This window comes from Alteribacter populi, assembly GCF_002352765.1.
In the GTDB taxonomy this organism is placed as follows: Bacteria; Bacillota; Bacilli; order Bacillales; family Salisediminibacteriaceae; genus Alteribacter; species Alteribacter populi.
In genome coordinates this window covers 270,368-284,214 of the sequence record NZ_KZ293963.1, presented here as the reverse complement: position 1 = coordinate 284,214, position 13,847 = coordinate 270,368, and the positions used below count along the sequence as shown (strand labels likewise).

The 13,847-nt window shown below is 41.7% G+C and carries 15 protein-coding genes; 7 read left to right on the top strand and 8 right to left on the bottom strand.

All coding sequences use genetic code 11. The features are described from left to right. Nucleotides 1-175: 175 nt before the first annotated feature. The 3 genes from CDZ94_RS01420 to CDZ94_RS01410 all read left to right on the top strand — a co-directional run bounded on the left by CDZ94_RS01420 (nt 176) and on the right by CDZ94_RS01410 (nt 2,029). On the top strand, nt 176-481 hold the full coding sequence (locus CDZ94_RS01420; RefSeq protein ID WP_096434758.1) for a MerR family DNA-binding transcriptional regulator: 306 nt from the start codon (nt 176-178) through the stop codon (nt 479-481). A gap of 124 nt (nt 482-605) precedes the next feature. Then, the gene (locus CDZ94_RS01415; RefSeq protein ID WP_245415694.1) at nt 606-1,460 is read left to right on the top strand and encodes a divergent polysaccharide deacetylase family protein; all 855 of its coding nucleotides are present in this window, start codon (nt 606-608) and stop codon (nt 1,458-1,460) included. Between the two features lie 11 nt (nt 1,461-1,471). Continuing rightward, the gene (locus CDZ94_RS01410) at nt 1,472-2,029 is read left to right on the top strand and encodes a GNAT family N-acetyltransferase (protein ID WP_096434757.1); all 558 of its coding nucleotides are present in this window, start codon (nt 1,472-1,474) and stop codon (nt 2,027-2,029) included. Between the two features lie 88 nt (nt 2,030-2,117). Here the strand turns inward: CDZ94_RS01410 and CDZ94_RS01405 are convergent, their stop codons facing one another. After that, nucleotides 2,118-3,737, bottom strand: a complete 1,620-nt coding sequence (locus tag CDZ94_RS01405) for a M20/M25/M40 family metallo-hydrolase (protein ID WP_096434756.1) — start codon at nt 3,735-3,737, stop codon at nt 2,118-2,120. Between the two features lie 52 nt (nt 3,738-3,789). Continuing rightward, the gene (locus tag CDZ94_RS01400; protein ID WP_232735770.1) at nt 3,790-4,173 is read right to left on the bottom strand and encodes a hypothetical protein; all 384 of its coding nucleotides are present in this window, start codon (nt 4,171-4,173) and stop codon (nt 3,790-3,792) included. Between the two features lie 112 nt (nt 4,174-4,285). Between CDZ94_RS01400 and cbpB the strand changes: the two genes are divergently transcribed. Both cbpB and namA read left to right on the top strand, forming a co-directional pair. Next, nucleotides 4,286-4,738 (top strand): cyclic-di-AMP-binding protein CbpB, encoded by a 453-nt coding sequence (cbpB, locus tag CDZ94_RS01395; protein WP_096434755.1) that lies wholly within the window; start codon nt 4,286-4,288, stop codon nt 4,736-4,738. Nucleotides 4,739-4,946: 208 nt separating this feature from the next. Continuing rightward, nucleotides 4,947-5,966, top strand: a complete 1,020-nt coding sequence (gene namA / locus CDZ94_RS01390; RefSeq protein WP_280951813.1) for an NADPH dehydrogenase NamA — start codon at nt 4,947-4,949, stop codon at nt 5,964-5,966. A 73-nt stretch (nt 5,967-6,039) separates the two neighbouring features. On the opposite strand, the gene CDZ94_RS01385 is transcribed toward namA, so the two are convergent. Further along, complete coding sequence (locus tag CDZ94_RS01385; RefSeq protein WP_096434754.1) at nt 6,040-6,477, bottom strand: SRPBCC family protein; 438 nt, start codon at nt 6,475-6,477, stop codon at nt 6,040-6,042. 240 nt (nt 6,478-6,717) lie between these two features. Between CDZ94_RS01385 and CDZ94_RS01380 the strand changes: the two genes are divergently transcribed. Further along, a complete protein-coding gene (locus tag CDZ94_RS01380; RefSeq protein ID WP_096434753.1) occupies nt 6,718-7,965 on the top strand; it encodes a DUF4236 domain-containing protein in 1,248 nt (415 codons plus the stop codon). 65 nt (nt 7,966-8,030) lie between these two features. On the opposite strand, the gene CDZ94_RS01375 is transcribed toward CDZ94_RS01380, so the two are convergent. From CDZ94_RS01375 to CDZ94_RS01355, 5 genes are all read right to left on the bottom strand, one after another. Further along, entirely contained in the window at nt 8,031-8,471 is a 441-nt protein-coding gene (locus CDZ94_RS01375; RefSeq protein ID WP_096434752.1) for a YaaR family protein, read from the bottom strand. A 111-nt stretch (nt 8,472-8,582) separates the two neighbouring features. After that, nucleotides 8,583-9,980 carry a flagellin N-terminal helical domain-containing protein gene (locus CDZ94_RS01370; RefSeq protein ID WP_096434751.1) on the bottom strand — a complete coding sequence of 466 codons (1,398 nt, stop codon included), beginning with the start codon at nt 9,978-9,980 and terminating at the stop codon, nt 8,583-8,585. Nucleotides 9,981-9,993: 13 nt separating this feature from the next. Further along, entirely contained in the window at nt 9,994-10,413 is a 420-nt protein-coding gene (fliS, locus tag CDZ94_RS01365; RefSeq protein WP_321196089.1) for a flagellar export chaperone FliS, read from the bottom strand. A 79-nt stretch (nt 10,414-10,492) separates the two neighbouring features. Further along, nucleotides 10,493-10,789, bottom strand: coding sequence for an EscU/YscU/HrcU family type III secretion system export apparatus switch protein (locus CDZ94_RS01360; RefSeq protein ID WP_096434750.1), 297 nt, complete (start codon nt 10,787-10,789; stop codon nt 10,493-10,495). Beyond that, the gene (locus tag CDZ94_RS01355) at nt 10,786-13,104 is read right to left on the bottom strand and encodes a hypothetical protein (protein ID WP_096434749.1); all 2,319 of its coding nucleotides are present in this window, start codon (nt 13,102-13,104) and stop codon (nt 10,786-10,788) included. Before CDZ94_RS01355 ends, CDZ94_RS01360 begins: the two co-directional genes overlap by 4 nt. Nucleotides 13,105-13,592: 488 nt before the next feature. Here CDZ94_RS01355 and CDZ94_RS01350 point away from each other — a divergent pair. Next, nucleotides 13,593-13,847 (top strand): IS110 family transposase (locus CDZ94_RS01350; RefSeq protein ID WP_157911793.1); only part of this gene is annotated, 255 nt, incomplete at its 3' end.

The window sequence follows — 13,847 nt, the reverse complement described above, 5'->3', positions numbered from 1 at the left end:
GTAACGCTTGTCGCTGGAGCTCGACATTGAAACAACTCTTAATTAAAAACCGGGCACTTTTCGCCTGGTTTTTAATTTATGTCAGATAACCTTACAAATAAAGCACACTTTCCAGTAAACTTGATATAATAACTACAACTTACTTCAAAAAAGCTAGCTCGGGAGAAGGGATACGATGAAGTCTTATAAAGAGAAAAAAGTGATTAGTATCGGCGTGGTAAGTGAACTCACAGGTCTTTCTGAGCGTCAAATCCGATATTATGAACAACGTAAGCTTATTCAACCTGAGCGCTCTAAAGGCGGTACGAGAAAATACTCTTTCCTGGATGTTGAGGGGCTTGTCGATATTGCAAACAAGATGGAAGATGGGATGCAAACCTTTGAGATCCGTAAACAAGCGAAGCAACGGCTTGCAAAAGAAGATATTAAAAAGAAAATGCTTCGCGGTCAGTTAAATACAGCCTTTCCAAACCAGAGATAAACGCCAATTTGGCGTTTTTTTTGTTGATGAGAAACCATAGTATATCCAAGCAAGTCGGCTATACTATGAAGAGAAGCAACGACTGAGACACTGTTACAACTAGCCGAAACGAGGAGAATAAAAGATGAAAAAGCACCGAAAAAAATCTTTACAAATAGATCTCGTTCTTGTTATGATTCTTTCGCTCACATTTTTTCTGATGACAAACGGATATACAATCGGTACGACCGCCTTCGCTGAAAATCAAAAGGATACCAATGATGAAGATACAAAAATTGCGATTATCATTGATGATTTTGGCGGAAACACGGGTGGTGTATACAAATTTTTAAATGCAGACATCCCTGTTACCGTAGCTGTGATGCCCTTTCTAGACGAGTCTACCGAGCAAGCAGAAAAAGCACATGACCTTGGATTTGAAGTGATTCTCCATCTCCCTTTAGAACCGAAACGAGGAAAGGCTTCCTGGTTGGGGCCTCTGCCAATCACATCTGACCTTTCCACAGAAGAAGTAAAAAAACGTGTACGACAAGCGATTAAAGATGTGCCATATGCAAAAGGGTTAAATAACCACATGGGTTCTAACATTGTCGGCAACGAGCGAATTGTCACCGCGATTCTTGAAGTCGCAAAGGAGCATGGCCTGTATATTATCGACAGTGGGACAAGCGGAGATTCGGTTATTCCAGAAGTCGCAGAGGAATTAAACTTACGTTTTGGCACCCGTGACACCTTTTTAGATGACACCCACTCATCGAGGGGGCACGTGTTCAAACAAATGGTCCAGCTATGCAACCGAGCTCAAAACCATGGAGAGGCTATCGGGATCGGGCATGTCGGTATTAAAGGAACAAACACTTTTAATGGGATTATTGATGCCCTTCCTTATTTGGAAGATCATCAAATAAAAATTGTTCCTGTATCTGAATTGCTCCCAACAGAAATTGAGCAAGAACCTGAAGAATTTTGGCAAAATTGAGGAGGGATACAATGACAGTAGAAAATAAACCAATTGAAATGACATTCACGGCAAAAGACGGCACCGAAGTGACTCTTCGCCCTGCTCAAAAGGATGATGCGTTCGATATCATAACAAACGTAGAAAAGATCATTCAAAAAGGCCGTTACATACAAAAAGAACGGGTCCGGACAATTGATGAAGAACAGACATTCATTCAAGAAATGATCGATAAAAACAATATGTATACTGTCGTCGATATTGACGGTCGTGTTTTTGGCATTGCCCGGTTAATACGCGGCGACTTAAAAATGAAGCGGCACACTGCTTTATTTCGGACTTGGCTAACTGATGATGCTCAAGGGAAAGGGTTAGGAAAAAAACTAATGGAGTATACACTCGAGTGGGCCAGACATAATGGGTTATATAAAATCTGCCTGACCGTCTTTTCTCAAAACACTGTAGCAAAGCAGCTTTATGAAAAGTACGGCTTTGTTACCGAAGGCATTCAGAAAGAGCAAGTGTATGTTGACGGTGAATACGATGATGAAGTTTTTATGGCTTATTTTATTGAAGAAAACCAGCAGTAGATTTTCCGATACGTTCATAAGGAAATGCCGTTTTCTAAAAGAGGAGAACCCTAATTAAACAGGACTCCTCTCTCTGCTATCTTCCCCCTCATTTAAATACCTCGTGTATACCTTTTTCCATAACCGCTGGTAAATGTTCAAATGAATACGAAACTTGTAAGCGCTCCGTCCAGCTATGGGCATCCCTACCTAAAGGACCAAAGTTTATCACCGGGAGATCCAGTTTCTCCATTGCTTCCAAAGGTAAATGATACGTGATATTCCACAGTGGCATATTTTTTATTAAGCTTTGTAATGACTCTTTTCGCTCAGGAAGCTGGGTGTAGCTTAGATCAGAAAGCCCTGGGAAATATGGAACATCAAGAACATCCACCTGCTGAACTTTGGCCGCCTCTCGTTTCACTATTTGGGCGACCCGCTCTACCAGAGGATCCTGTCCAGAAGCAACGGCTGGATAAAAAGGAGGGGCATAAAAAAGGACAATCATAGGAGCTAAGTCTTTACAAAGCGTGGCAATGTGATGAACCATTTGAATCGTCATTTCACGGTCATCGAGCCGGCTTTCATTTGCTTGAGTAAAAGATACATGCCGCTTTACTTCCTCTTCTCCCACTTGGCTGACTGCGTGAGCCCAAAGGTCTTCATAAGTAAGTACACGAATTTGTTTTTTTTGGGGTTCGTAATCATGAATTTGAGCAAAAGTCCGTTCCCTCTCCACGTAAGCTTTAACTAACCGGTCGGCTGCCCTTTCCGCCAGTTTAAAAAGCTGCACTGTCACTTCCTGCATCGGTTTTTTCATCGTCATTAAGTTAAATAACGTCACCGCAGTATGGGGAATTTGGACTGAATAACCTCCCTTTAAGTCTTTTTGGAGTAAACTTGTTGGTGGTGGTGTTTTTTGACTTCCCGTCCGTTCAGTAAGGTCTGGATTAAGTTCAATCGCATCATTAAGATACGATGTCATAAAGTTCCCGTTAATCCCCGAAAACGGTTCAGCTACATGAGCTTCTTCTCCGTAGCAATAAAAGCCGGGAAGAAGTTTACCAAGAGAGCCTTTGTATACATACAAGTTCTGATCTCCGGGAAAACCTGAAAAAACAGGCTCTGTATTCCAAGCTAAACGATACGTCAAGTCATGCTCCCCCGCCAAGTCTAAAAGAGTTTGAGCTGCCGCTCTCATCCCTGTAGAATTCGCCTCTTCATCAGGGACGGCGAGCATAAGCAAATTCCCGTCAAACACGCCGTCAGCTGCTCGTTCAATCATACTCATACAGAGCGCGACTCCCGCTTTCATGTCCATCACACCTCTGCCGAAGAGCCACTCTCCGTCTTTTAAATCATGTTGTACATCTGCTGGCAGCTGGTGTTTTTGCTCGAGCATTTGTTCCGTAAGTTCCCGCGGGCGAAATGCGAGATGTTTCCATTCTCCAAAATCTTCAACATCAACAACATCTAAATGTCCTAAAATGATCAATGTGCGCTTCGTTTTTCGCTTACTTTTTACAAGAGCGGAAATATATTTCCGTCCATCATTTGTATAGTGGGTCTGTAAATGGTCGCTATATTTCCCGAAGTAAGGCAAGCTTTTTAATTGATAATCCACAAACTCCATGATCCCAATCTCTTCTTGAGAGCCAGTCACGCTTGCGTATTCACATAACGAAATTGTCAATTCTCGCAGCTGTTCTTTCGTTCGCCATCTCCCCATGACGCTTCCCTCCGGTTTCTCCTTATCAATACTTGTAACTCTTCGTCTTTAATTAAAACAACTCCTCTTTTTTTTCAGGTTTCGTTAGCGGGAAATAAAGCAGCTCTCCCTTTGGCTTATCGACATAGGTAGTTAGGGATCGGTAACCCTCTTTCTTCCGTTTATCAAAAGTACGTTTCGTAATTGGACGCCTTCTTCCCCAAGCTAATGAATCAAGGTTATCCCACGAATCGTATGTTATAACTTCTTCTTTAAAGTAGTAACAATTTCCAGATGGATATTTATGACACAGATATCGCACTGTTTGCTTTGTATGCATTCTATTCACCTCACTTCTAGTATGGAACGTTCTAGAAGCGGTTAAACACCAAGACAAGCACAGTACCGAGGTTTTATCATAAGCTAAAATGTAAGCGTTTTCATCTTTGATTGACATTTTCTTGTCCTCCCTCTAACATAGGAGTAGGGAAATTAAAAAGTGTTTCACCCACCCTTCAATGTGGTAAATCATATGTGGTAGAAATATAAAACAGAAAGTGTGCTGCAAAATGCAAAATTTGCAAGAATGTCATGTTCTTCAACAACCGATCGAATCGTTTATTATTTCGGCAGAAGAAGTGGCTCACGTTCAACCAGACAACTCACTAGAACATGCGCTGTTAGTCCTTGTAAAATCCGGTTATACCGCTATACCTGTTCTTGACACATCATTTAAACTAAGAGGACTGATCAGCAAAGCTCAGATTCTCGATTCTATGATTGGCATTGAAAAATTGGAGCCTGAACGATTACACAAAACTTCCGTCGGAGATGTCATGAGCATATCATTTCAATGTGTCAGCGAAGACGCACCCTTTGAAAAAGTTTTGTCCTATTCAATCAATAACCCATTTATCTGTGTTGAAAACCACCAAGGTTCGTTTTTAGGCATTATTACCCGCAGTAAACTTCTCGCTTATTTAAACGGCTATCTACATGAACAAAAAAAACACCAGAAATAAATCATGGAAGTGCTGCTCGCTAAGAAGAGACAGCACTTTTCTTTTTGGATCTTATTTGTTGGATCGTTCTTTTAGAAAAAGCGCGCAAGTAGGATAGCGGCTATCTTTTTTGACCTGCATAATCTTATCTTCTGACAAATGAAACCGCTTATGATAATCTTAAAAAAGAGTATTTAGCTAAACGAAATAAGATCAGGAGGTTTTTCTGTTGAGTAGTTCTCAATTATTTTCTTCTTATATGATTAAAGACGTTACACTGAAAAATAGAATTGTCATGTCGCCTATGTGTATGTATTCATGTGAAAATGAAGACGGCAAAGTAACGGATTGGCACATTGTACATTACACAAGCCGTGCTGTCGGACAGGTTGGGCTCGTCATGACAGAGGCGACAACCGTTACTCAGCAAGGTCAAATCTCTCCTCAAGATCTGGGAATTTGGAGTGATGATCATGTATCAGGATTAAAAACATTAACGGATTCAATTAAAAATAACGGAGCAAAAACAGCAATGCAGCTCGGACACGCAGGTAGAAAAGCAGTCTATGAAGGTGAAACAATTGCTCCTTCCGCGATCGGCTTTGATGAAAATGCAAAAGTTCCAAAAGAGATGGACCAACAAGATATCAACAATACGATTCAAGCATTCAAAGATGCTGCGAGACGAGCAAAAGAAGCCGGCTTTGATATTATCGAAATTCACGGAGCACACGGTTACTTGATTAGTCAGTTTCTTTCCCCTCTCGCCAATAAACGAACGGATAACTACGGTGGTCCAAGAGAAAACCGTTTCCGCTTTTTAAAAGAAGTTATCCAAGAGGTACAAACAGTTTGGGATGGACCGATTTTCGTTCGAATTTCTGCTGATGAATATCACAAAGAAGGTAATCAAATGCAAGATATCATCGCTTATGGTCAATGGATGAAAGAGCTTGGCATCGATTTAATTGACTGTAGTACTGGCGGCATTGTCCGCACTCCTGTGAACGTCTACCCTGGATATCAGTTGCGTCATGCGGAAACGATCCGAAGAGAATCTGGAGTTGCTACAGGAGCTGTCGGGCTCATTACAACAGGCTTGCAAGCAGAAGAAATTTTGAAAAACGAACGAGCAGACCTCGTTTTCGTCGGACGTGCCCTTTTGCGTAATCCGTACTGGCCTCGTGAAGCCGCTAACGAATTAAGAGAAGAAGTCGAGCCTCCTCGCCAGTATAAGCGAGCCTGGTAACCGACCGTAGGTAGGAACTTCTACGGTATTCTTAATTAAACTTACGTAAGGCATAAAAAAGCACGACTCTTCTTCACTTAAGAGAGCCGTGCTTTCTAATTTGTCGTTTGCGGTCACAGAACATCCCGAAAAGGATAATATAGACGAAAGGAGTTGGAATCCACGAACTAAACACCACTTCATCGATCATTTTTGTTTTCTTATCTGATACAGCTTCAAAACGGTGTGTATGAGTCCACAATCTGAAAGGAAACGGCACTTTTTCGCCAACATCCTGAAAAAGATGTTTATCTTCAACACGAATAATTCGCGCACGCCACCGAAGTGCTAGTACTCTGAAATGTAGACGAAGATGGATTACCGCACCTTCTTTTACGATGGGAGGTCCTGACACATCGACTTTTGGAAAGCCGGTTAACTTGGCAAGGTTTTTATTGCATTGAAAAAAGCCCCAAACTTCATCTAAAGGTTGGTCAATCGTTGTTTCGTACCGAAATGTACTTTTAAACATTTTAATTCGACCCTCCTCCCATTTCTATCTTGTCTTGTTTATTTTAGACTGTTTTCGTAAAGTTTTGTTGCTTTTTGAGCGTTTTTTCAAGTCAAATGATGTTACGCTATGCGTGACAGGCCAAGCGTAACGCTTGCCTAAAGCTCAAAAACAAATAGCAACAGTCCTTTTAGAAAAGAGCCTTATTTTAAAAAGGAATGAGAGCAAATACCAATTTTGAATCATTGACGGAGGGATATTGTGAGTTTTCGATTTCAAAAACGAGTACGGGTTGCACCAGGGGTTCGACTGAATGTTAGTAAACGGGGCCTTAGTACATCCGTCGGCCCAAGAGGTGCATCCATGACGGTAGGTAAACGGGGGCTTCACGGGAATGTAGGACTCCCAGGTACTGGTCTTTCTTACAGGAAAAAACTCAATTCTAAAGGACGAAAGAACCAGACGCGAAAGACTCCTTCACCTCAAAAAAACGATGAAAACATTCAAGTAGAATGGAGCGATAAGAAACTCGATTTTCAATTTCGGACGAAGGAAGGGCGTTTCCTAAACACTGAAGAAGAAAAACAAGTAAGAAAAGCATATAAATCATCACTCCGGTCCATCTATCAAGAAAAGGCTGATGAAATAAACGATAAAACAGAACGCTTACTCGGTCTTCATCTACGGGTCTTTCAACCAATGTCCGCTTCTCAACTAGAACTCTACGCGCTTCAAGCAGTAAAAGTGAGCGACCCTAAACCAGAGAAAATAGAAATTAAAAACAATGTCATCAACGAGTTCAAAAATAAAATGAATTTGTTTGAGACGATCAAGAAGTGGATTCCTCATTACCGAAAACAATTTCAAAGGCGAGTAGACGAAGAAACCGAGTCTCAATTCCAATCTGAAATGGCTACTTATGATCAAGCTGTTTCGGAGTCAAAGAAAGAGAGAGCTTTACGTTCTTCGCTAGTTAAGCATGTCTTAGAAAGCGAGCATCAAGCAATGGAGGAATGGCTAGCATTATTTCTTGAGGAACTTGATTTCCCTCTTGAAACTGATGTCGATTTTACAATTCCGGACGAACATACCGTTTACGCAGACATTGATCTGCCAAACATTGAAGAAGTGCCACTTAATAAAGCTCGTCTGTTAAAGAGTGGAAAAATTAAAGTTGAGGAAAAAAGTCAGCGCGAGCGCCGGGAACACTACGCACACATTGTTTCAGGAACCGCCCTCTATTTGGCTTCATTCATTTTTGCCCATCTTCCGAATGTTACCCATGTTATTTTGTCAGGGTACAACCAAGCATTAAACCCTTCAACTGGCCATACAGATGACATCTATATTTATAGTCTGCAGATTGAGCGGTCACGCTTTTATGAGTTAAATTTTGACAGACTTGACCCGATTGCTTCTTTTGATCATTTTTCACCCCGGATGAAAGCTACGAAAACGTATATTTTTAAAGAAATTACTCCTTACGATCTTGATGAAACAGGCGGGTAACGATGTTTGTTATTTAAGGAGGTGCTGCTGTGGCAGCACCTCCCCCTTAAGTTCTCACCAAACACTTACGCGTAAATGTTCACTAACAACCCTTTTATTTCTCCCACTTTATTTAAAATATCAATCCCGCTTCTTTGCTCTTTTATTACTGCGTCTGTTAAATCAAGAAGCTTGCTGTCTACTTCACGGACAATTTTATATACCTTTGTCCTTCCTCTACGGTTAAAGCCTTTTCTTTCTTCGAGACTTAGTCCCAATTTTACCGCCTCGTCTATAAATTCTTTTACGAGTTGTTTATACTTTCTAAGCTCCTCTACGGTCCGAGAGTCAGCTAGTGCTTTGCCTTGATCGTCAATTTTAGATAACAGTTGATGTAGCTTTTCATAAGCTTGGTTGTCTCTTCCTTTTTGCATCATTTCCTGAAACGTTACTTTCGCTTCTGGTCCTTTTTTTTTCATTTCCGTTTTGCTTGACAGGCCTGTTCGACCGACCTTTTGAACATCCACAACGATTCCCCGCTTTCTATGTAGCTCCTGACTTCATTATAACAAATTTTTAGGGGCGTACTTGCAACCATATAAAAGGAAGGCCAAAGATGACCTCCCTTTCCGATGCTTTTATTGAAGCAGTTGCAAAACGCCCTGCGGCAGTTGATTTGCTTGTGCTAGCATTGCAGTTGCTGACTGATTTAAAATATTATTACGAGTGAATTCGGTCATTTCCTTGGCCATATCAGCATCACGAATCCGCGACTCTGAGGAAGTCAAATTTTCATGAGTTACTTGTAAGTTGTTTATCGTATGCTCCATGCGATTTTGAACGGCTCCCATTTTGGAACGGGCATCTGAAACGTAGTTGATCGCCTTATCCAAATCAAAAATCGCTTGATTCGCTCCCGATTGGGTTGTCACATCAATTTCCTCTACACCTAACTCCACTGTGTCCATTTGTGGAATGTCTATCATCACATTTTGATCGGTGTTCGGCCCTATTTGGAAAGCGAGCGCGTTATTTGTAATGACAAATTCAGTAAGGTCATCATCAACTCCGCTTGCTTCAAAATCGTTATTAAAGTGGAATTCAAACCCTTCATGACGGATGCGACCGTTTTGAGTAGTGATTTCCTTGTTACTTGTAATTCTCTCAAACGATCCATCTTCCATTTTCTTATGGACAGCCACTTCAGCTGTCATCTCCATCTTCACTTTAACGGTTCCGGCATTTCGGATGTCATTGACGTTGATATTTAAACCGCCGACATTCACTTGCTCCTCTTCATCCGCTTCACGATCAACATCAACATTTTTTACTTCACGAGATATACCATCTGGGCCAAACACTTCAATTTCAGCACTGTCGTCTGTTACTTTTCTTACATTAATCGTATATTCACCAAGAGGTAACTCATCGTCATCGGCAAATTCGATGCTTTCTTTCGTCAAATTGGCTCCTTCTTGAGTGATTTCTGGATGTACCTCAAGATCTCCATCCAATTCTAAACGATATTCACCATTTGTAATATCAGCATTTAAAACCTTAGGGACATCTGTCATATTTGCAGCATTATTGCCGTCCACAAAGTTACTCAACACCGCACTAGACCCGTTCAGCAGCTGGCGGGTGTTAAACTCTGTTTTCTCTGAAATGCTATCAATTTCTTTTTTTAGTTGATCCATTTCTTTTTGGATTTGCTCCCGGTCTTCTGGTGTGTTTGTATCATTAGCACCTTGTGTTGCAAGTTCTCTCATACGCTGCAGCATCGAATGAACTTCAGTTAAAGCCCCTTCTGCTGTTTGCATTAGTGAGATCCCGTCCATAGCGTTGCGCTCTGCTTGTTTTAAACCGCGGATCTGAGAACGCATTTTTTCGGAAATAGCAAGACCTGCTGCATCATCAGCAGCACGGTTTATACGTAATCCTGAAGAAAGCTTTTCCAAATTTTTTGACGTTTGTGCTTGGTTTTGGTGCAAATTTCGATAGGCGTTTAACGCTTGGATATTATTATTGATTTTCAATTTTCGTTCCTCCTTAGTGGTCGTACATGACACTTCTTTCATAAGCGTTTACTTTTTGTTTCGCAGCTTTTGGCTGAAGATCCCGATTCTCATTCATCGCTTGATGCCAAGCTTGTGATAGTGTTGCCAACAGGTTTAACACTTCGTCGATGAGTGCTGTATTCTTTTGATAATTGGCTTGAACAACGAGATCTGCCATATACATATACAAAACCTCTAGTTGATCGGAGATAATCCCAGCTTCGTAATTAAGGCCTGCCCCGAGCCGCTCGAAAATATCGCTGCTTTTTTGAAGGCGGTGATTCGCCCCCACAAGGTCATTCGCTTCAATGCGTGCTTTCGCTTCTTCAAGACGGTCCATACACGCTTCATACAACAGTGCTGTAACTTCTTGCGGTGATTTTTTATGTAGAGCTTCTTTTGTAATCATCATTTGTACCCTCCATGAACCTATGGACAACTAATTTATAAATATTCTATTTCTCTTATCGGTAACTACGCGCCATTCATTATTAGTTTCGGTCCATTTCTTCGATAAGCAGTAAAATTTCGGCCATAACAGCATAAAGTTGAGGAGGGATATTATCACCGAGATCCATATCGAGTAAGTTCTCCAAAAGCATAGAGTCTTCTTCCATTGGAATGCCATGATCCTTGGCTAGTCCGATAATCTGATTTGCAACTTCCCCTCTTCCGTGCGCGACAAGTTTTGGAGCCTCTCCCCCCACATCATCATATTGAATGACAGCAGCAGATGGACCATTTACTTGCTTTCGTTTTACTTGATTAAAATGCTTCGTCACAATCATACTTTGAAATCAAATCCTTTCTCCGTCATCGTAGAAGTTGTAGCCTTTTCTCCTCTGCGATGATTAACTCTTTCATTTCCTTCATTCATCGCTTTGAAATGAAGACCTCTAACGTTGTATCCAACATCTTTTAACCGATGTATACACGCCTTAGCAAATGGCTCGATATTTCTTTGAAAGTCTGGTTTATCATTTTTTAACGTTATCGTTAAATTTCGGTCGGTCACTTGAAGAGCAATACCAACTTCTCCTAACTTCTTTGTTTCCAGTAAAAAATATAAACTGCAATTCTCCCAATCCAGTTGTTCTCCTTTATTTCTAGAGTTTACAAATACTTGTAAGTTTACCGTTTGATCTTTTAACAAGATTGGCAACTGAAAAAGCAGTGTTTGCAGGTTTGGCTGATGATGATCGTTTTTACTTAACAGCTGCTGACCAGTCACATTCATAAGCGCTTGCTGAGCTTGTTGCTGACGGGCGCCATCCTCTTCGCCTCTCATTAATTGTATTAGTAGGCCTTTCATATTTCGCTGGTTTGCTTCATTTACATTACCTTTATTCCCGGCAAGTATTTGCGCGAGGTCTGCTTCCCTGGTGATGCCTATTGAACGAACCCCCTCAAAGATCTGTCGTGGGGAACCTTCGTTTTGTATAAAGCTTCTTGCCGTCTCTTGCAGATGATGGGATAATCGCTGGTTTACCGTGCGGGTTTCCTGCCATTGCCCCTCCCTCGATACAAAGTGCTGTATTTTTTTTTCAGAAGGTTTAAACTGAAGCTGATCTATTGTTTGCTGTACGCTGCGAACTAATTGTCTCGCTTCTTGATGCTGTCCATTTCCTAACAGTTTTTTTGCTTCTGCTAGTTGGCTGCTCGCTTCAAGCATCCGCCGCTCTGTTTTCATATCTGTAAAAAGCATCCAATCGTTTTTTAATAGCGCTTGATCTAGCTGGCGAATAACCGTATCGAGCATCGGCCTTGCCTGGCTTGTTGCTTGCATGCGAAAATGCTGCATCACCTGCTGAATGCGGTCAAGCTGCTGGGATACATTTCGTTGCATCGTGTTAAATTCTGCTGTTGAGTTAGCGACTTTTTCCGACACCGCCGTCATCAGAAAATCCTTTGATCTAACAGGTAATCGTTGAAACTGTTCGTTATCAATATATCTGGCTACTTCCACATTCCCCGTCTGGGTTAATGGCGCACTCTCTCTGGATACATTCATTTGCCGACTGAGATCTTCAAGTACAGATACCACGATTTGTCTCGCCTTCAGCTCTCTTCCTTCTCCTTGTCTTGAAGATGCCTCCGTTAAGCGAATGTCTAAATTTGTCCTTTGCTCTTCAGTCAAACTGGCGTTTAGCATCTGTTCACGAATTAGGTTAAGTGCTTCTGGTAAATGAGGTTGGTTCGCAAGTATGTTTTGCCATTGTTCGGCAACAGAAACAGGCGGATTATTATGTATGAGCGTTTGCTCAGCTTTTGGCGTTACCTTTGTAAGCAATTGACTTAACGTTTCCATGGCTTGTTGCGTACGCCCCTCACCCATTTGCTGTTGAATTGTTTGTAACATTCGATTGATCTCGCGCATTTGCTCGGATGTATTCGACTCATTTAGCAAAACTCTTTTGAATGCTTGAATTGTTTCCGGCTGTAAACGGCCTGCTGCAATTTCCGAACGAAGAGCTTGACTTACTTCATTAAAGTTGCGAGCATGTCGGGACACGGCGATTTCTGAACTATGATTTGCCAGTTGTTGAATTTGCTGATACAGTCCACGGCTGTGAAGCGCTTCATGAGCTGAATTCAGATGTTGCTGAGAAGGTGGGAGTTGTTTTTGAGCAAGAAAATTAGCGGTTTCCAGTCGATCATTTAGCTGACCTGGCCCCCGCTCGATATAATGTTTTAAATCCTGGACATTCGCTCTAGTCAAAGGAGCACCTTGATCTAAAAAGCGCTGTGCTGCTGTACGTAGTTCATTGCTAGGATCTTTAACACCTAATTTCCCAAGTACTCGATCAACAGACCCTGACCCGCTTTCCTGGGCCGATCTGGCAGAAATCTTATTTTCTGTTACCGTTTTTACTTGAATACGATCGTCTTGACGCCCAGTTACTTCAACTGTCGCTTGATTTTCCTTTGGTACCTTTCCTTCAAAAGAAGCGTGTACTATTTGACCACGAATTGACAATACAGCTTCCGAATTTGACGTCCTTTCTACGACTTTTGCTTGATAAACTTCACCACGCTGTAAGGAGAGGGGACGATCTCCTCCACTCTGCTGTTGACTGCTGACCGATTGTCCTTGAATGTTCATATTGCTACTCCCCTTTTACTCAATTCACCTTCTATATCGGCATATAGTCGTATCTTTTAAAGAGACCTTCCTAAGAAAACGGCTATTGAATAACTTTTTTACAGTATAAGAAAAACCGCATAGCGGTCTTTTGTTAAAGCAGTTTCCTAAAAGGTTATTGCTTTTTAATAAGATAAGATCTTCACTCGAATTCTGCTACAGGCGGACGCTTTCACCCCAGGGCACAAGTCCGACATCCGCTCTTCCTTCACCTCGTTCGGATTCACGGTGTCTTCTTTGCCGCGGGCAACACTTCAGCCTCCTTCGGGGAAACCACCCTGCGGGTTCTTCAGCTGCTCCTGCGGTTCCTCGTCGCAAGAAGACCATCGTTGCTTTTCCTGCAGGAGCATTCCTGTCGGATAGGTTTTACCCCTATTGATAAAAAAAGGATCCTCCGATATGATGCAAGGTGCAAAAACAAACCAGCAATCACAAAGGAGGAACCCTTCATGAATCGTAGTAGAAATGAACGAATTAATCAAGTCAACGAAAACACTCTAGTTATTGGAATCGATATTGCAAAAAAGAATCACTATGCCTGTGCCGTCGATTTGCGCGGACGCGAATTAACGAAAGTATGGCGCATCCACCAGTCAAAAGATGGTTTCATCCATTTTGAGCAGGCTGTTAGACAACTGATGGAGACACACAACAAATCAAATGTGCTCATCGGTTTTGAAGCAACCGGCCACTACTGGATGAAC

What these genes read in the sequence shown, in the direction of transcription:
- CDZ94_RS01415 (WP_245415694.1), top strand. Translation starts at nt 606, where the DNA reads ATGAAAAAGCACCGAAAAAAATCTTTACAAATAGATCTCGTTCTTGTT.
- fliS (WP_321196089.1), bottom strand. Translation starts at nt 10,413, where the DNA reads ATGATGATTACAAAAGAAGCTCTACATAAAAAATCACCGCAAGAAGTT.
- CDZ94_RS01385 (WP_096434754.1), bottom strand. Translation starts at nt 6,477, where the DNA reads ATGTTTAAAAGTACATTTCGGTACGAAACAACGATTGACCAACCTTTA.
- cbpB (WP_096434755.1), top strand. Translation starts at nt 4,286, where the DNA reads ATGCAAAATTTGCAAGAATGTCATGTTCTTCAACAACCGATCGAATCG.
- CDZ94_RS01405 (WP_096434756.1), bottom strand. Translation starts at nt 3,737, where the DNA reads ATGGGGAGATGGCGAACGAAAGAACAGCTGCGAGAATTGACAATTTCG.
- CDZ94_RS01420 (WP_096434758.1), top strand. Translation starts at nt 176, where the DNA reads ATGAAGTCTTATAAAGAGAAAAAAGTGATTAGTATCGGCGTGGTAAGT.
- CDZ94_RS01400 (WP_232735770.1), bottom strand. Translation starts at nt 4,173, where the DNA reads ATGTCAATCAAAGATGAAAACGCTTACATTTTAGCTTATGATAAAACC.
- CDZ94_RS01410 (WP_096434757.1), top strand. Translation starts at nt 1,472, where the DNA reads ATGACAGTAGAAAATAAACCAATTGAAATGACATTCACGGCAAAAGAC.
- CDZ94_RS01355 (WP_096434749.1), bottom strand. Translation starts at nt 13,104, where the DNA reads ATGAACATTCAAGGACAATCGGTCAGCAGTCAACAGCAGAGTGGAGGA.
- CDZ94_RS01360 (WP_096434750.1), bottom strand. Translation starts at nt 10,789, where the DNA reads ATGATTGTGACGAAGCATTTTAATCAAGTAAAACGAAAGCAAGTAAAT.